The sequence below is a fragment of the Flavobacterium glycogeni genome (genome assembly GCF_048286775.1).
Taxonomy (GTDB): domain Bacteria; phylum Bacteroidota; class Bacteroidia; order Flavobacteriales; family Flavobacteriaceae; genus Flavobacterium.
Window position 1 is genome coordinate 1 of the sequence record NZ_JBLVPV010000037.1, and the last position, 16,704, is coordinate 16,704.

Consider the following 16,704-nt stretch of genomic DNA (forward strand, 5'->3'; position numbering starts at 1 on the left):
CCTTAATCACCAAAATTTTTGCATGTGCCATAATTACTGTTATAATATAGTCCAAATTTACCATAAAAAAACCAATTATCAAAATTGGTCTATATTATATTTTCGTTTGGTATAATTTCTATTGGCATGCTTCAACATGTGGGGTATAAAAATTAAAAGCATATAGTTAACAGTTATGTATTGAAAGGGTAGCGTCCAGAATTTAGCTCTCTTAAATGAAATTAGAAAAGACATTAACTCCTTGTCATCATTTACTATTCTTCAAAGCTTCCATCAATTCTACCATATCTACCACACCGTAAGTAGAGGAGTAGTCTGATACGGCATAAGGCAATATAAGACTGTTGTTGTGAATAATCGAACCGCAAGAATACACTACATTAGGTACATAACCTTCCCGTTCATCTTCCAGTGGTGAAAGCAAAGGATCTTTAAGTCTTCCAATTTCCTTCGAAGGATCATCAAGATCAAACAGTGAAGCACCTATGCAATAGCGTCTCATGGCACCTACACCATGAGTAATAACCAACCAGCCTTCTTCGGTCCAAAGCGGCGATCCACAATTTCCAATTTGTGTAAACTCCCATGTATAACGTGGCTCCTGGAGGATAACGGGATCATTCCATTGTGTAGGTCTATCAGAATACATAAGGTAATTGTTAACACCATCAATTCTGGACAGCATAGCAAACTTACCCTTGATTTTTCTAGGGAATAATGCCAAGTTTTTATTTTGAGCACCGATTCCATATAAGGGCATTACACGGAACGTATAAAAGTCTTCAGTAGAAATAAGTTTTGGAAGAATGACATGACCGTTATAAGCTGTATAAGTAGCTATTACTTTGTCAGATTTATCATCGTCCACAAAGCGCACAAAACGGGCATCTTCAATACCACGGCTTTCTGAATCTGATATTGGAAATATAACACGTTCGGTGATATCAGAATCGTGCTTGAATTGCAAATCATAAAATGAATCCGCCAACCAGATCACTTCTTCGAGTGCCGTTCTCCTCTCCTGACGAATCATTGGATCGCTTAATGCTTTATTTACCATACTTTTTAATACGGCATACTCAAATTCGTCGGGCAAGTCCTGCATAATACGGGTTGAGTATTTGTCCGAAGTATGCATTTCTGCCAATTTCATCAAAAATCGTTCTTTGTTGTATAAGGTTTTGTGTACAATCTCTGCTTTATCAATGTTATTCCCAATTTTCATCACCTGAAGATTGTTATTCTTATCCAAGACCCCCCTTCTAAATACAATTGATGAGATATGACCCTCACCGGTGGCACGGAAAGAAATGATGACCCGTTTCTCACCCTTTTCGAGACCCGACTGATCGAAATCTTCTACAATGGAAGGGTTGAAAATGGCTGCGGATTCTATTGCATACTCCATTGTACAATAAGAACCGATGAGCATTTTTCGTTCCAGTGACAGGCCGTCATAGTTGATTTGCATCCCTTCAATTATGTCCCTAATTTTTTCGCAGTGCCTGAAAAATATGCTTGAAATATTTCGATGTCGTCTGGCAAACTCACGAAGTGTATGTTCCAAGGTATCTATGACTTGTTTTTCATCCAACATCATTATGCGGCTCACCATCTGTTGGGTCCGCTGATCGCCATTCATAAAATACCGAGCAACAACCCTTTTGGAATCAGGGGTGAATATTATATTTTTTCGGATTACAGGAACTCGCATAGCTTTATTTTTAAGTTATAATAAAATAAGTACGCTTTTTTATGTAGTGATAAAAAGCCGTTTAGGTATGTCGCTTCATAGCTAGTTCCTGTTTTAGATGAACCTACAATTCAGGACTAATCATTTTAAGAAGTTGGGAATTTTGGAAGCTCAAACTTTAATTAAGCGTTAATTTCAAAATTACAAAAAAAATAATTGTAAGTATTTGTTTTTCAGTATAAAAAACTTTTAAAGAAATACCTGATGATTGACGAGAATCAAATTTTAATTATTGATCTCGATTAGTTTGCAATAGGTAACCATTGCTAATTCAGCATTCTACAGTCAAGTAGTGTAGTTCTCAAACTTCGATGTCCAAGCATTTTACTAACGCTTTCGATAGGTACGCCATTAAATCGACAACTCTGCAAAAAAGAGAATTTATAAGTATGGTGTTCGACACGAACTTATACTATGAAAAGGGGGTGTATCGAACACCCACAATGCCAAGTATATTTTCTCATAATCAACTGTTAATGAAGGATGAAGGATATCTTATTTATGAAAAAAAACGGGATGATTTTTCAATCATCCCGTCGAGTGGAGTTGCCGGGACTACAATCGAACAACTTATGCCTATATTAATGTTCATAGATAAACTGGAGAAATAACGTTCAATCCCTTTGTTTATATGGGGTATGTGAAAATATTTAATTTTTCAAACAATTTTTAAAAAGAAATGATCAGTTTACTTTTTAAATTTTTTTGCCAAAATGGATCTTTTTAAAGTGAAAAATATCTCTTCTAAAATGACTCTAGGTGTTCGACTGTCGAACACCTAATTTTGGTTGTAATTTTCGGATTTACCAAGGAACGTTTCGTGAAATTAGTTAAATGTTTTATGTTAATTCATATCAAAATTTGGTTAGGAAGTATCGGTTTTTAAAACTGTAAATTGTTAGTAATTTTAATAATGTAAGTATGGTTCGAACTCCTTTTCTCTCTCTATTCGGTATTACCTGCGTTGACCATGAAACAAAGAGTGTTTTCAATGGCAATAGTTTAGACAAATAATACAGAGCCAAAGGAATTCAGGAACGTTATGAATCTCCTATTAATAATAGAGAAAAAAATGATTATATTTTCTAAAAATATAGCAGAAATCAATTTGTACAATAGTAATACAGATAACAAAAACAATAGTGAATTACTTGCTTGAACTAGTGATAATTTAATTCAATCTGGAACAAACTCTGGTTATTTACCTAATCAATTTAAAAAAAAAGGAATAAAAAAACAAAATGATTGTTATTTCAATCAATATATAATAACAATCATTATGTAAATGAACAAAAGAAAACAAACTGTTTTTCCAAAGTACGACACGGTGTTGGAACAAATGGGAGAGAATATAAAACTAGCTCGTAAACGTAGAAAATTGACTACTGTACAAGTTTCAGAACGTGCTGATATTGCTCGTTCTACTTTGTATCTCATTGAAACAGGAAATCCAAGTGTAGCTATGGGAGCCTATTTTAATGTATTGCGCGTCTTAGGTTTACAAAACGATGTTTTGAAACTGGCAGCTGATGATGAATTAGGTCGTAAACTTCAGGATCTTGCTTTACTAAAATAAAACACTAAAAGAGTTAAAATGGCTAGTACTAAAAAAGATAAATATGTTTATGCACATTGGCAAAGTATGCCAGAACCTAAACTAATCGGAATACTATCAGCTTTACTAGGAAAAGGTAAAAAAGCATTTAGTTTTGAATATGATAAAGATTGGCTAAAAACGGAACAAAAATTCCTCCTAGACCCCGATATTCAATTATATGGTGGTCCTCAATATCCAAATCAAAAAGAAAATTTCGGTATATTTCTAGATAGCATGCCGGACACTTGGGGACGAACATTGATGAAACGTAGAGCTGCTCAAATAGCCAAAGAGAAAAAAGAAAAAACACCAACACTTTATGATATTGACTATCTACTGGGGGTATATGACGAAAGTCGCATGGGGGCTTTAAGGTTTAAAACAGATCCTAATGGAGATTTTCTAGACAACAATAAAAAAACTTCAACCCCACCATGGTCATCAATTAGAGAACTACAAAGCGCAGCCAACAGCTTTGAAAACGATGATGAAAATGATGAAGTTAAGAAATGGCTTTCTGTGCTTATGGCTCCAGGTTCATCTTTAGGAGGAGCGAGACCCAAAGCTAATATTTTAGATACTGACAAAAGTCTATGGATTGCCAAATTCCCATCAAAAACTGACACTACCGATAAAGGATTATGGGAATTTTTAGCCTATCAATTAGCGATTAAAGCTGGTGTTGAAATGACTCCATGTAAAGTCGAAAAGATAATGGGTAATTATCATACCTTTTTTACGAAACGTTTTGACAGAGATAAAGAACAAAGAATACATTTTGCTTCTGCAATGACTATGACAGGAAATAATGAAGATACTATTCGAGATAATCCTGCAAGCTATTTAGATATAGCTGAATTTATTAGTAATCATGGAACGAATATTGATGCCAATTTACAGCAGCTGTGGAGAAGAATAATCTTCAATATTGCGATTTCTAATACAGATGATCACCTTCGTAACCATGGTTTTATTTTAACTAAAGACGGGTGGATTCTCTCACCAGCTTATGACCTCAGCCCCTCTATTGATAAAGATGGATTAGCATTAAATATTGATACTCATAATAATGAGCTTGATTTTGAACTTGCAAAAAGTGTGGGCGAATATTTTAGACTTGATAATTCCAAAATGAATTTAATTATTTCAGAAGTTTATACAGTTATAAGCGAATGGAAAAAAAATAGCAACTAAAATAGGAATTTCTAGATCAGAGCAGGAATTAATGAACAAGGGATTTAAATAAAAAAGCAGCTTTATTATGGCTTAGAAGACTTTCTTTAAAAAAAAAATATTTTAGTATTTATTGTAGTGATTTAATTAGTTTATATTGTTGTGGTAAAATTAGTACATAGCGCTAAGTGCTTTAAGGCGATATATATAAATCCAGAATACGATTTGTGTTGATGTTTAATTGTTTATATTGAAATTATAGAACTGTTATTAAAGTTTTCATTCTCGTTGTATTTTATATATCCCAATTGATTGGTAATTAATTTTGTTTTTCCAATGTTAAAATCTTCTACATTAAAATGATGATGACCATAAATCCAATAATCGATTTCATTATTTTCTATAACTGATGACATTTCTGTTCCAAAAGCTTCATTTATACTGCTATGGGAATATATCTCAGGATAATTGATAAAAGTAGGTGAATGGTGGGTTATAGCAATAGTTGGATTATTTGTTTTAGTTTGGAATGTTTCTTCCAAAAACAATCTGCTTTTCAGATGGAGTTGGTTATAATCTTGGACAGTTAGTCTTTTTTCATTTTTTCGAATTACTCTGAAATCAGAAAGACTTTGTTCTATGATAAATTGTTTTTCAGCCGAGATGTGTGACCATAAAGTTGAAAATACTAGTCTTACTCCATTGATGGTTTTTACCATATTGTTCAGTAAAGTTACATTGTCTCTGATTTTTTCCTCAAAAGAACCACTTCTTTTGGAAATATCCGAATTATAATATTCGTGGTTGCCAGGAATCCAAAAGGTATGCTCAAAATGATTGGAAATATAATCAAAGAATTTTTGATGTTGATGTATTTCTTTAAAAAGCACAATGTCACCCGCCAAAATGAGAATATCTCCTTTTGGAATAATTGGATTTTCCAAAACCCATTTTCGGTTTTCTAAAAATTCTAAGTGGAGATCTGAACAGTATTGAATTTTCATATTTTTTTCATTAGTGTTGTTCTAGATAAATAAATGGATTTTTATTTTCCACTAGAACATGTTTTTTAGAGGGTATTTTTCTGTTTCGTATATATTTTCAATCGTATTTGTATAGAATTTCCGTTATGTTGATTCCATAATACTAAAATATGATTTTATTTTTTTGTTTGAAAAATTGCACAAAATTTCTCTGTTCACTTTTTTTAAACGTTCACGGAAACGAGAACAACATTTTTTTGTGAACATAAACGATTATAATTTAGGTTGTCTGTGTTATTCTAATTATGGTTTTATTTTATTATTTGTGCGGATTCTTACGTAAGTCTTTCTTCAATCAAATCTTTCCAAATTGTAAATCCTTTTCTTTCATCTGAATAGTCGTGAAGTATGCGACTGAAATTCGCTGGTAGGTTTTCTATAAATGTTTGTCTTCCATTGTTTCTAATGATGTTAAGGTAATGGTCAACCTGTTTTAATTTGTCAGGAAGTGTTCGCTTGTCATTATCAAAATGCCAAATGTAGGTAGCTTCTTCTGTGTTCAGCGTTTCTAAAATAATGTGAAATCCTTCTTTTCCGGCTAAAAGAAAAACAAATGAAAAAGGATTAAGGACAAATCGAATTTTAAGAATAGTCTTTTCGTGTCGGTCGGCTAAATATTGTAAGTGCTTTTGATGTTTGTAGTTTTTATTCTGTAAAAAATCATTTAATAATTCGTCTCCAGAATCATATAGCTTGTAATTGTTTTCATTTTGTAATTGGTTAATATCAAGCAAATTTTCTTGACTAACTGCATTTGCTTTCCCTAAGAAGGTCTTCGTTATAAATTTAAATTTGACTCCTTCAATCAATTGGCTATTTATCTTTTTTAGGTCGTTAGATAATGCCAATTGAGAAATTAGCTTGCTATCTTCAAATTCAGCTTGAATAGTAGCAGTGATTTTTTTTATCTTAAGTATCTTGGAGAAATAAGTTTTTAAAACCTCAAATTCTGGTCTGATTTCGAGATTCTCAATATCAAATTCAAGTTCTGTTTTCATTTCAGGCACATTGTATTTAAAAGCAATGCTTCCGTATCGAAATTCAAGTTTTTCAAATGCAATCTTTATTTTCTGATCAATAATGAAAGTGTTTTTTGAAACAGCAATTTCCTCTTCGGACTCATCAAATAAGGTAGCTAGTTTATCTATTTTTCTGTAATAGGCATTTCTCTTCAGAAACATTTTGTTTAAGTAATCAATCTTGATGTCTCTATAATCATAAATAGTTGGGGCTATTTCCGATCGTTGAACTCTACCGATGTATTGAATCAATTTGCCTTCAAAAGAAAATGGATAAACAAGAAACAGGCAATTGGCGTTTTGTAAATCAGTTCCTTCACCAAAGAATTGTCCAGTGGTGATTAGTACTTGATAATTTCCTTCCTTTAGTAATTTCCATTTCGAGTTTTTGGCACTTTCAGAATCTTCTCCGCTTAAAGTGATTGCTTCGTAAGACTGTTTTAAATATTGATAAAGCGAGTCAATGTGTTCTTTACGTTCGGTAATAATAACGATTTTCTTGTCCGACTTCAATTCATGGATTATATCTTGAAGAATTGCTTTGTTTCGAGTAGAATCGTGAACTAGAATTTTTGATAAAGTTTCAAATTTGTCTGTCTTTGAATTGAATGGCACATCAAGTTCAGTGTTTCTAATAATAATTTTTGGCCTTTTAGATGTGCTTATTTCATCTGATTTTATTTCAGCAATAACTTCACCTAAATGAATGAAAATAAGTTTACTGTCATTGTGTTTTCTAAATGGCGTTGCGGTCAATCCGTACAAATAAAAGGTTTGTAATTTTGTAATTGTATTCCTGAATGTTTCAGCAGGAATATGATGGCATTCATCTATAATAATAGACCCAAAGGCATTTAAAAGTTTTTCCACATCTGGTTTTTCAAGTTCCTTTGATAAACTCTGAATCATGGCAACTGTTATTTGCTTTCCTATTTTAGTTTTGCCTTGCCCAATTTTCCCAATATCATTTTTTGGTATTCCTAAAAAGGTTTCAATTCTTTCTATCCATTGTTCCGCAATTTGTTTGCGATGCGTAATAATTAAGGCAGGTTGTCTTTTCTCTGCAATAATTTTTAGACCCACAACCGTTTTTCCAGAACCAGGTGGAGCTACAATTACTCCTAAATCTTTCTTGCCGATAGTGTCAATCACTATTCGCTGGTGTTCTCGGAGTTGTGCATTAAATAAAAAAGAAACTTCATTTCTTTTTTTTCTTTCGTCACTAAAATCATATTTGATCTTGTTTTCTCTACAAAAGCGAATTATTTTTCCAATGAAACCTCTTGGAATGATTATAGCATTTTCAGATTCTTCAACAAACTTGAAATAACGTTCGGTTCCAAAAGTATTTTTACCCATTTTCTTTTTTATTAAAAATTCCGTATTCAGAAAATTTAATTCCTCTTTTAGGAAATTAATCAATGGGGTAGATATTGCGTTACGGTTAATTTTTACAACATTGTTTAATGTTATGGTCAGCTTTCCATTGTTAGATTGTGGTAAAGCAGGAACAGCAATGTTTTGTGATGTATTATAAATTTGGTAGAGTTTATCGAGTTCTATTGTTGGAATTCTTTGTATGTTTTTAATGAAATCCCATTGATCTGAAAATGGTTGCAAATTATCAATTTCAATGAAACAACTATTTCCCTGTTCCAATGTTTTTTTATAAAACGGAAGAGCGATTAAGTTTCCAAATCCTTTTCCGGAAAGAAAATCTTGATTGGGAAACAATCTGTCAAAACTGGAACTTTTGTCAAACAAAGAAAAAACTCCTGCTTGTTCTAAAATCGAAATAAAAATCTTTCTGCTTTTAATTGCCGGATAAGGTTGTTCAAAAAATATCCAAACATGTCCGCCTTTACCTGAACGTGAGCGTTCAAAGTAGGATGGGATTCCCTTTTCTTTGCATGTAGTTATAAATTTTTTGCAGTCATTTACCCAATCAATTTTATCGAAATCTGCAACAATAAACCACGAAGTATTATCTTTTAGTAAAGGATAAATTCCGATTAGTTGTTCCCCATTTAGGTGTTTTTCAATTTCTTTATCAGTAAAAGGCAAATATTCTTTATCTGTGTAATTCTGAAAAGTGCCACCACTCATTTTATGTGCCCGATATCTATATGGATCATAGAAGTATGCTGGCATATAGCCACTTTTATTTCCCTTTTCCCAGTGAACCGCAAATACATCTTCTCTGCCCATAAAAACAGATTTGAATAGTTCGATTTTATTTAATGGTACTGATGATGACATAATTTTAATTATTCAATTAATTTATCATTAAATCAGTTACAAATATATTAAAGGCAAAAGTTAGATTTTTATTTGCTTATGTTTAATTTTTATTTTCGGTTATCATCAATTGCTTTTCAAATGCAATCAAATTACTCATCTCATGTAAAGGAGAATGTATATGGTTTTTGTAATAAGTTTCGATTTTACTTGTCGAAATATTTCTGGTTATTATGCAGATGAAGAACGAAGGATGGAGGCTTTTTCTACCGATGACCGATTGGAGTTACCGAACGGAACAAAGAGAAAAGCCATAGAGAGACCGCTTGTTTTTAATTTCATATCTATTGCAAGACCATTCATGATACATTTTTTATGATCTATTCACCTTCTCGCATTTGATGGGATACCAATGTGAAACATTATATAAGGAACGGGTTATACGATAATTTACCCAAAACTATAAAAGCCAAAATTCCCAAATCAGACAAGTACCGTTGACAGCCTCATTTTTAAATCAATTCCTTATATGGAACCATTTATTATAAAAGAATCGTGTTAGGAGCAGAGCTGTCAAACTCTTTATTCGCAGTCGAAAAACTTTATAGAGTTAGAAATTATGAACGATTATTCGAAGTATTCAATTTTTTAGAATTCAACGGTACTAACAATTGAAAGTATATTTTTATAAATTACCGCTATAACAGTAAAATAACTTTTCATGTCTCTTATTTACGTTAATTGACTATAATTTTTGTAATAATTACTGCTATTACGGTAAAAAACAATGTTTTTGTTTTGAGATACTTGTATTGTAAAACATATTTGTTTATTTTTACTGCTAAAACGGTAAAAATGAATGATTTTAATTTAAGTCTCTTCATAAAAGAGCATCGTAAGCAAGCAGGATTAACACAATTAGAATTGGCTAATCTGGCAGGAGTAGGGAAGACTACCGTTTTTGATATTGAGAAAAATAAAGAAACGGTTAGGTGGAGTAATCTTTTAGCGATACTGAAAGTATTGAATATTGAAGTACAATTTAAAAGTCCAATCAATAAATGATTATGAGAAAAGCAATAATATTGGTTCACGATAAAAGGACAGGAGTATTGATTGAAGATAGCACTGGCGGTTACCAATTTACCTATGATGACAATTATGAAGGAGAACCAGTATCATTGACTATGCCATTGACTAATAAAAATTATTCATTTATTAAATTTCCATCTTTTTTTGAAGGACTGTTACCTGAAGGAATAATGCTTGAGGGGCTTTTGAAAATCGGTAAAATTGATAAAAACGATTATTTCTCTCAACTTGTGGCTACAGGAAATGATTTGGTAGGAGCAGTAACTGTAAAAGAATTGAAAGATGAATAGATGCCCAATAACTTACGAATTATGTGGCACTGATAAATACAGTGAAAAAGGACTTCGAATGATTGCTCCTAAACTTACTGCATTAAATGATTTGCCATTTACGGCAGCAGAACAAAGACAGGAAGCTGCTAATCGAGCAAAGAAATTATCTATTCAAGGAGTCCAACCCAAATTAAGTGCTGTTATTTCAGTTGTAAATCAACAATTTGAAATTGTAGATCAGTTTGGTAACTATATTATAAAACCTCAAAATGATATTTTTCCAGAATTACCAGAAAATGAAGATCTAACTATGAAAATGGCAAAAGTATATGGACTTGATGTGCCTCTTCATGGATTGATTTATTCAAAAGACGGTAGCCTTTCTTATTTTATAAAACGATTTGATAGATACAGTAAGGGAAAAAAATATGCTACTGAGGATTTTGCACAATTAACTGGAAATTCAAGAGATACCAAGTATGATTATACTATGGAAAAGTTAGTCAAAGTAATTGACGAGTACTGCACTTTTCCAGCTATAGAGAAAGCCGATTTCTTTAAACGAGTTTTATTCTGTTTCATAACAGGTAATGAAGATATGCACTTAAAGAATTTTTCAGTAATCACGAAAGCTGGAAAAACAACTTTAACTCCAGTTTATGATTTCTTAAATTCTTCCATTTCCATTAAAAATCCACAAGAAGAGTTAGCTCTTTCTCTCAAAGGCAAAAAAAGCAATTTCAAATCAACGGAATTGATAGATTATTATGCAAAAGACCGTTTAGGACTCAATGATAAAACAATTAACACTATTTTATCTGATATGAATAAAAGTGTATCTAAATGGACAGAACTAGTAGAAATGTCTTTTTTATCAGACGCTATGAAAGAAAAGTATTTGAAGTTGATGGATAATAGAATTAAGAGATTTTAATAATTATTCTTGTTTTGTGGTTTACCGGGTTCTGTCGCATCTGAAAACAACTTTTTATCTTTAGAGCTTTTAAATCATTGGACCCCTGAACACTGCCATTTGAAGTATATTTTCAAAAAGATCAATTAAGTTGCGTAAATCAGTACGTATAAATATCTGTTTGCAGGTAAATATTAATTATTGTCGTAATAAAATAAGTATTAATCTAAAAATCATTATTCTTTAATGATCAATTTAAATTGAATTATAAGCTTTGATAAAAGTTTTTGTAATTTGATTTAATAGTCTTGCCATGAAACCAAAATCCAATAAGTCTCAAAAAAGTGATGGAATTAAAAAAAAGAGTAAAGCAAAGGAAAAACGTGCAGCTATAGTTGATTGGTTTGTCCGAGTTATTGTAGGAAAGACACTTGAAGAATTCTATGAAAAAAATAAGGATAGTGGACGGGAGTGATAAATTTCGATCGAACACTTGTTTTTTAATGTTTTAAACCTTGATTGTTAGTGTTTTAAGGTGTTCGATTCCCAACGGATTCCTTTTTGTTTTTTAGTATAATTAAGGAATTTCTCTCAATTTTTGAATTATTAAATTTGTAATCAATTGATTTTTAGCTGTTTGAAGATTAAAAAAGGAAGGTGTTCGACACCTTCCCTTTTGTGGAAAGTCGCCGGGACTACAATCGAACACCTTATACCGATCTTGACTTTTTTTGAAAGCTTAAAATTATAGTGTAATTATTTGATTTATAATGATTTAAATAATTTATTCAATGATTATTTTTTAAGTTTAAAATATTTAACTAAGTGTTTTTAACGTTTTTTAATAATTCCAAGTTTTTTAAAGATAAAAAGTTGTCGCTAAAGGAGACGTTTGAGTTCGACTGTCGAACTCTTGTTCGCAGTCGAACTCTTTAAAGACTAGAGTGATAAAATAATAAGAAAAATAATACAATTAAATTACTCTGTAATGTGACTTTCTCAGGACAAATTTCGCACTATTTTTTAAATGATTAAAGAATTTAACAATGTCAAATTCAATATAGATTTTAAAACAAAAACAGAATTTGTAATAAAGATAAATAATATTTTTTTCCTATTCTTATTATAATTTGAATGGGGTATGAAAAAATATACATCAATCATCTGTTTTTCCGATGCAGAAATTAACAGCCCAGCGTTTACTGAGGTTAACAAATTTCGAGGTACAAAAAAGGTACATAAAAAAAAACAAACAACAACAAACAAACTTTTATCCATTATTTCAATTGAACGATAGTCTTTTGTCAATATGTACTACTACTATTTTTTTAAGAACACATTAATCCAGTGTATGATGTAAATATATAAAATTTTGTACTCATTATAATATTTTTTTAATGGCTCTTTAAGATATTTTTAATTCGATATGAGCAATGGTTCGAACTTCTTATTTCTAACAAAACCAACCAAATACATTTTTATATAATTGGTCAGTTTGGTTTTTATATACAATTAATTTTTTGTTGTATTTTAATTAATTCTTGGTCAGGTTACTAATATCTTATTTATTCCTTTTTATTGCAATTGGTTCTACATATCCTATTTATGGACCCTGTTGTGACAATTTTCGAACCATTTTATGGATGATTTGAAAAAATTGAGTAGAATGGACTATTGAATTAGGATTGCTAGATTGTAAATTATTTTGATTCGAATATCTCTAAAGCATATGCAATGAATAAATTTCGGTGATTCTAATAAAAACTCAATAATGGTTTCGGCCTTTACGTCATCTCTGCATAAATAGGTTATATCTGACAAGAGAAAGCAAGTTGAAAAGCTTCGTGATGTGCCTCATCTGTCGCACATCCTTCAGACTCTGGACTTTTGCTTGAGGGATCATCCATCTTCTTCGGCGCTTTTCGATCACCTCGCTAGATACATTTAGATTAAGCGTATTATTCAGTGCATCGATCTCGATCAGATCGTTATCTTCCACTAATGCGATTAACCCGCCTTCGATATAAAGCGAAATTAGGACTTTAATCGCGACATTCGAATTTTCATCTTTGTAGAGAATAAAACAGAAACAATAGCGTTTTAAACAAAACTATATTATGGGCTTATTTGATTTTATGATAGTGGAAATAGCTATGGATTTAGGGACAGCTAATACTTTAATAATTTATGACGGAAAAATTGTAGTGGACAGTCCTTCCATTGTGGCCAGAGATATTAGAAACGGGAAGATTATTGCTGTAGGTAAAGAGGCCAGTTTAATGCAGGGTAAGACACACGAGAATATTAAAACTATCCGGCCGCTTAAAGACGGGGTTATTGCAGATTTTGATGCCTCAGAGAAAATGATCAACTGGTTTATAAAAAATATACCTGAATTAAAGAAAAATTTTTTTACTCCCGCACTGCGAATGGTTGTATGTATTCCCAGTGGTATTACCGAGGTAGAAATGAGAGCCGTAAAGGAGTCCTGCGAACGGGTAAACGGGAAAGAAGTGTATTTAATTCATGAGCCTATGGCTGCGGCTATTGGAATGGGTTTAGATGTGATGCTGCCCAACGGACATATCATCGTTGATATTGGAGGAGGGACTACGGAAATTGCTGTTATTGCTCTCGGAGGAATAGTTTGTGACAAATCCATAAAAATTGCTGGGGATGTTTTTACCAATGATATATCGTTTTATATGAGAACGCAGCATAATTTGTATATTGGAGATGCTTCTGCTGAGAGAATAAAAATTGATGTTGGCGCTGCAATGGAAGAACTTGAAGAGGCTCCTGATGACATAACGGTTCGTGGAAGGGATCTGCTTACCGGGAAACCTAAGGAGGTCAAGGTTTCCTTTAGGGAAATTGCAAGAGCTTTGGATAAATCAATACAGAGAATTGAAGACGCTATTATGGTAACGCTTTCATTGACACCACCAGAACTGGCTGCGGACATTTATAATACGGGTTTGTATCTCGCAGGAGGAGGGGCATTGCTACGCGGTCTTGATAAAAGGATTTCGCAGAAGACGGATTTGCCAGTCTTTATCGCAGAAGATCCTTTAAGAGCCGTGGTTAGAGGTACTGGTACTGTCTTAAAAAACATACCTAAATATAAAAGGGTACTGATAAAATAAGTTCGTTATTGCATCCGTACAATTGAGCTTCCTGATCCAACAAAAGTTTGTTGAATATACTGAAAAAGACATAAAAAAATCCCATTTCGGTAGAAATGGGATTTTAGTTTTGTGACCCTGTCAGGACAATTTTCGAACCATTTTTTAGATGATTTAAAGAAATTGGCCATGTGTAATTCAATATAAATAGTAATATATCGTTAACTAGCATTTCTTTAAATTCCTGGCGAAAAGCAGGTGGAATTTTAGAATACTAGACCCACATTGTGGCTTAACCTCCTGCACCGAGAATTAACTATTCCTTCCATTTCCATCCTCTTAATTTGTAATATTTTTTTCTTGGTGTAGCTAAGAACGGATCAATTCCATTTTTTTTGCAAATTCTGAAATGTACAATTGAGCCTATTGCAATCATTATTACTGGAAACAGAATTGCATAATGGTTTATTAAGTAGTATAAGCCAATTGTAACAGCATCAATCGCCAGCCATTTGAATACTTTTTTTAGGGCTGGTGTTTCTATTTCAAACCTAGCAAAAAATGAAGTTCCGACTGCCTGAATAATCAATAGCAGTATTAATTCTAATTCTATTTCCATAAACTTTATTTTATCTAAAGCTTCATTCGCTGTATTCTCTCGGTATTTAAAATGGCTAATAAAGCTACACCAACATATGCAAAGATAGCTTCCCACATGGTCGCTAAACCACCTGCGCCAAGTACCAAAACAATGCCTTTTACCACAAATGCCATAGTAATGTTTTGCCACACTATTTTCTTAGTCTGTTTTCCAATGTTTATGGCTGTGAATATTTTCACAATTGTAAAAGTACCAATAAAATATATACGATTAGTTACTGTTTTTTTTTCAATGCATTTTAGTGCAATTCAAAATATTTTTTTAGCTTTGCCTAAAATTTAATTTATACAAATGAAAACCACACACTTGTTTTTTGGGGTTATACCAATACTCTTGCTTCTGTTATTCACATCTTGTGATGAAAATTATACTGAAATTCCTGCTGATGATGAAGTTTTAGATGGGACCGTGGAAGGGCTATCCCATGAAGAGTTAGCACGTTTCTTAAAAGGTGATGTGGCTTTCAATGAGGTTTTTACCCGCGAAACAGGACTTGGCCCTACCTTTGTTGCGTCAAGCTGTATCAGTTGTCATGCTGGTGATGGTAAAGGACACCCTTCTACCACACTTACCCGTTTTGGACAAATTGATGAAACAGGAAACTTGTTCCTAAACCAAGGTGGTCCACAATTACAAAATAGATCGCTACCCGGATTTTTACCCGAACAAATCCCATCTGGAGCTACTTTTGCTAAATTTACGCCACCGGCAAACACAGGTTTAGGATTTTTAGAATCTGTTACAGATGCAACTATCATAGCAATGTCAGACCCTAATGATGCTGATGGTGATGGAATATCCGGTGTTCCAAACTGGATAGACATTCCTGATTTTGTAATCCCAACATCAAATGCTGTTTCTCAAAACGGAAAATATATTGGTCGCTTTGGCAAAAAAGCAGCAGCTCATAGTTTATTACATCAAACGGCAAACGCATACAATCAAGATATGGGAATAACATCCGTATTCAGACCTATTGATACCTATACACATCTGGAAATCGATCCTGAAATTGCTACCAGTACCGTTAACGATGTTGCTTTTTATTTACAAACACTAAAAGCTCCTATTCAACGCAATCAAGGTGATGCAACTGTTAATATAGGCGCAACTATTTTCAATCAAATTAATTGTACTGGTTGTCATAAATCTGAATTAAAGACAGGTTACTCACCTATTAAAGCCCTTTCGAATAAAACATTTGCTCCTTATACCGATTTATTATTACACGACATGGGAAGCAGTTTAGACGATGGCTATACCGAAGGAAGTGCAAAAACTCATGAATGGAGAACACCACCGTTATGGGGATTGGGACTTTCTGAATATTCCCAAGGAGGAAACTATTTTCTAATGCATGACGGTAGGGCAAGAGGTATTGAAGAAGCTATTTTAATGCATGGAGGTGAAGCAAACAATAGTAAAAGTAACTATCAGAATCTTTCACAGTCAGACAAAGAGGCATTGCTCAAATTTATAAAATCTTTATAATCATGGACAGAAAAGAGTTTCTAAAAACATGCGGTTTTGGTTGTTTAGCAGGATTGACGGGTGCTTCTTTGCTGCAAAGCTGTGGTTCTTCCCAAGTTTTGGCAAAAGACATAAACGGTTCCGATATTTTAGTGCCATTAACTGATTTTGAAATCAAAGACAATGAGGTAATCGAATATAAAAAATACATAATCATACAAAACGAGAAACTAATACCAAACACATGTATTATATAGTCCAAATTTCATCTAAAAACACATAGCTATATCCACAGATACTCATTACCTCTTTTTTGCTTGTAGCTTTTACGAGGTTAGTAATGAAATC

14 protein-coding genes and 2 pseudogenes are annotated in these 16,704 nt (G+C 32.5%); 10 read left to right on the plus strand and 6 right to left on the minus strand.

Features of this window, described 5'->3' with window-relative positions; genetic code table 11:
* Nucleotides 1-247 precede the first annotated feature (247 nt).
* The gene (locus ACNQGX_RS17620; protein WP_417978491.1) at nt 248-1,714 is read right to left on the minus strand and encodes a glycoside hydrolase family 130 protein; all 1,467 of its coding nucleotides are present in this window, start codon (nt 1,712-1,714) and stop codon (nt 248-250) included.
* Nucleotides 1,715-2,196: 482 nt separating this feature from the next.
* Here ACNQGX_RS17620 and ACNQGX_RS17625 point away from each other — a divergent pair, with 482 nt between their 5' ends.
* The 3 genes from ACNQGX_RS17625 to ACNQGX_RS17635 all read left to right on the plus strand — a co-directional run bounded on the left by ACNQGX_RS17625 (nt 2,197) and on the right by ACNQGX_RS17635 (nt 4,544).
* The gene (locus ACNQGX_RS17625; protein WP_417978493.1) at nt 2,197-2,364 is read left to right on the plus strand and encodes a hypothetical protein; all 168 of its coding nucleotides are present in this window, start codon (nt 2,197-2,199) and stop codon (nt 2,362-2,364) included.
* A 674-nt stretch (nt 2,365-3,038) separates the two neighbouring features.
* Nucleotides 3,039-3,329 carry a helix-turn-helix transcriptional regulator gene (locus ACNQGX_RS17630; RefSeq protein ID WP_417978495.1) on the plus strand — a complete coding sequence of 97 codons (291 nt, stop codon included), beginning with the start codon at nt 3,039-3,041 and terminating at the stop codon, nt 3,327-3,329.
* Nucleotides 3,330-3,347: 18 nt separating this feature from the next.
* The gene (locus tag ACNQGX_RS17635; RefSeq protein ID WP_417978498.1) at nt 3,348-4,544 is read left to right on the plus strand and encodes a type II toxin-antitoxin system HipA family toxin; all 1,197 of its coding nucleotides are present in this window, start codon (nt 3,348-3,350) and stop codon (nt 4,542-4,544) included.
* A 224-nt stretch (nt 4,545-4,768) separates the two neighbouring features.
* Here ACNQGX_RS17635 and ACNQGX_RS17640 read toward each other — a convergent pair whose 3' ends face one another.
* Both ACNQGX_RS17640 and ACNQGX_RS17645 read right to left on the minus strand, forming a co-directional pair.
* Nucleotides 4,769-5,527 carry a metallophosphoesterase gene (locus tag ACNQGX_RS17640; RefSeq protein WP_417978500.1) on the minus strand — a complete coding sequence of 253 codons (759 nt, stop codon included), beginning with the start codon at nt 5,525-5,527 and terminating at the stop codon, nt 4,769-4,771.
* Between the two features lie 314 nt (nt 5,528-5,841).
* The gene (locus tag ACNQGX_RS17645) at nt 5,842-8,844 is read right to left on the minus strand and encodes a TOTE conflict system archaeo-eukaryotic primase domain-containing protein (RefSeq protein ID WP_417978502.1); all 3,003 of its coding nucleotides are present in this window, start codon (nt 8,842-8,844) and stop codon (nt 5,842-5,844) included.
* 834 nt (nt 8,845-9,678) lie between these two features.
* Here ACNQGX_RS17645 and ACNQGX_RS17650 point away from each other — a divergent pair.
* The 4 genes from ACNQGX_RS17650 to ACNQGX_RS17665 all read left to right on the plus strand — a co-directional run bounded on the left by ACNQGX_RS17650 (nt 9,679) and on the right by ACNQGX_RS17665 (nt 11,575).
* Nucleotides 9,679-9,888: a helix-turn-helix domain-containing protein gene (locus tag ACNQGX_RS17650; RefSeq protein WP_417978504.1), complete on the plus strand. Its 210-nt coding sequence runs from the start codon at nt 9,679-9,681 to the stop codon at nt 9,886-9,888.
* Between the two features lie 2 nt (nt 9,889-9,890).
* The gene (locus tag ACNQGX_RS17655) at nt 9,891-10,205 is read left to right on the plus strand and encodes a HipA N-terminal domain-containing protein (protein ID WP_417978506.1); all 315 of its coding nucleotides are present in this window, start codon (nt 9,891-9,893) and stop codon (nt 10,203-10,205) included.
* Between the two features lie 58 nt (nt 10,206-10,263).
* On the plus strand, nt 10,264-11,121 hold the full coding sequence (locus tag ACNQGX_RS17660; RefSeq protein ID WP_417978508.1) for a HipA domain-containing protein: 858 nt from the start codon (nt 10,264-10,266) through the stop codon (nt 11,119-11,121).
* A gap of 292 nt (nt 11,122-11,413) precedes the next feature.
* A complete protein-coding gene (locus tag ACNQGX_RS17665) occupies nt 11,414-11,575 on the plus strand; it encodes a hypothetical protein (RefSeq protein ID WP_417978510.1) in 162 nt (53 codons plus the stop codon).
* Nucleotides 11,576-13,024: 1,449 nt separating this feature from the next.
* Here ACNQGX_RS17665 and ACNQGX_RS17670 read toward each other — a convergent pair.
* Nucleotides 13,025-13,099 (minus strand): annotated as a pseudogene (locus tag ACNQGX_RS17670) (hypothetical protein); the annotation flags it as partial.
* Between the two features lie 118 nt (nt 13,100-13,217).
* On the opposite strand from ACNQGX_RS17670, the gene ACNQGX_RS17675 reads away from it, so the two are divergent.
* The gene (locus ACNQGX_RS17675; protein WP_417978511.1) at nt 13,218-14,246 is read left to right on the plus strand and encodes a rod shape-determining protein; all 1,029 of its coding nucleotides are present in this window, start codon (nt 13,218-13,220) and stop codon (nt 14,244-14,246) included.
* A 295-nt stretch (nt 14,247-14,541) separates the two neighbouring features.
* On the opposite strand, the gene ACNQGX_RS17680 is transcribed toward ACNQGX_RS17675, so the two are convergent.
* Both ACNQGX_RS17680 and ACNQGX_RS17685 read right to left on the minus strand, forming a co-directional pair.
* Complete coding sequence (locus tag ACNQGX_RS17680; RefSeq protein WP_417978513.1) at nt 14,542-14,844, minus strand: hypothetical protein; 303 nt, start codon at nt 14,842-14,844, stop codon at nt 14,542-14,544.
* 14 nt (nt 14,845-14,858) lie between these two features.
* Nucleotides 14,859-15,062 (minus strand): annotated as a pseudogene (locus tag ACNQGX_RS17685) (heavy metal translocating P-type ATPase); the annotation flags it as partial.
* A 115-nt stretch (nt 15,063-15,177) separates the two neighbouring features.
* Here ACNQGX_RS17685 and ACNQGX_RS17690 point away from each other — a divergent pair.
* Both ACNQGX_RS17690 and ACNQGX_RS17695 read left to right on the plus strand, forming a co-directional pair.
* Complete coding sequence (locus ACNQGX_RS17690; protein ID WP_417978515.1) at nt 15,178-16,377, plus strand: di-heme oxidoredictase family protein; 1,200 nt, start codon at nt 15,178-15,180, stop codon at nt 16,375-16,377.
* A 2-nt stretch (nt 16,378-16,379) separates the two neighbouring features.
* Complete coding sequence (locus ACNQGX_RS17695) at nt 16,380-16,613, plus strand: hypothetical protein (protein ID WP_417978517.1); 234 nt, start codon at nt 16,380-16,382, stop codon at nt 16,611-16,613.
* The last annotated feature ends 91 nt before the right edge of the window (nt 16,614-16,704 follow it).

What these genes read in the sequence shown, in the direction of transcription:
- ACNQGX_RS17680 (WP_417978513.1), bottom strand. Translation starts at nt 14,844, where the DNA reads ATGGAAATAGAATTAGAATTAATACTGCTATTGATTATTCAGGCAGTC.
- ACNQGX_RS17625 (WP_417978493.1), top strand. Translation starts at nt 2,197, where the DNA reads ATGCCAAGTATATTTTCTCATAATCAACTGTTAATGAAGGATGAAGGA.
- ACNQGX_RS17655 (WP_417978506.1), top strand. Translation starts at nt 9,891, where the DNA reads ATGAGAAAAGCAATAATATTGGTTCACGATAAAAGGACAGGAGTATTG.
- ACNQGX_RS17630 (WP_417978495.1), top strand. Translation starts at nt 3,039, where the DNA reads ATGAACAAAAGAAAACAAACTGTTTTTCCAAAGTACGACACGGTGTTG.
- ACNQGX_RS17675 (WP_417978511.1), top strand. Translation starts at nt 13,218, where the DNA reads ATGGGCTTATTTGATTTTATGATAGTGGAAATAGCTATGGATTTAGGG.
- ACNQGX_RS17660 (WP_417978508.1), top strand. Translation starts at nt 10,264, where the DNA reads ATGATTGCTCCTAAACTTACTGCATTAAATGATTTGCCATTTACGGCA.
- ACNQGX_RS17640 (WP_417978500.1), bottom strand. Translation starts at nt 5,527, where the DNA reads ATGAAAATTCAATACTGTTCAGATCTCCACTTAGAATTTTTAGAAAAC.
- ACNQGX_RS17665 (WP_417978510.1), top strand. Translation starts at nt 11,414, where the DNA reads ATGAAACCAAAATCCAATAAGTCTCAAAAAAGTGATGGAATTAAAAAA.
- ACNQGX_RS17620 (WP_417978491.1), bottom strand. Translation starts at nt 1,714, where the DNA reads ATGCGAGTTCCTGTAATCCGAAAAAATATAATATTCACCCCTGATTCC.
- ACNQGX_RS17650 (WP_417978504.1), top strand. Translation starts at nt 9,679, where the DNA reads ATGAATGATTTTAATTTAAGTCTCTTCATAAAAGAGCATCGTAAGCAA.
- ACNQGX_RS17690 (WP_417978515.1), top strand. Translation starts at nt 15,178, where the DNA reads ATGAAAACCACACACTTGTTTTTTGGGGTTATACCAATACTCTTGCTT.
- ACNQGX_RS17695 (WP_417978517.1), top strand. Translation starts at nt 16,380, where the DNA reads ATGGACAGAAAAGAGTTTCTAAAAACATGCGGTTTTGGTTGTTTAGCA.
- ACNQGX_RS17645 (WP_417978502.1), bottom strand. Translation starts at nt 8,844, where the DNA reads ATGTCATCATCAGTACCATTAAATAAAATCGAACTATTCAAATCTGTT.
- ACNQGX_RS17635 (WP_417978498.1), top strand. Translation starts at nt 3,348, where the DNA reads ATGGCTAGTACTAAAAAAGATAAATATGTTTATGCACATTGGCAAAGT.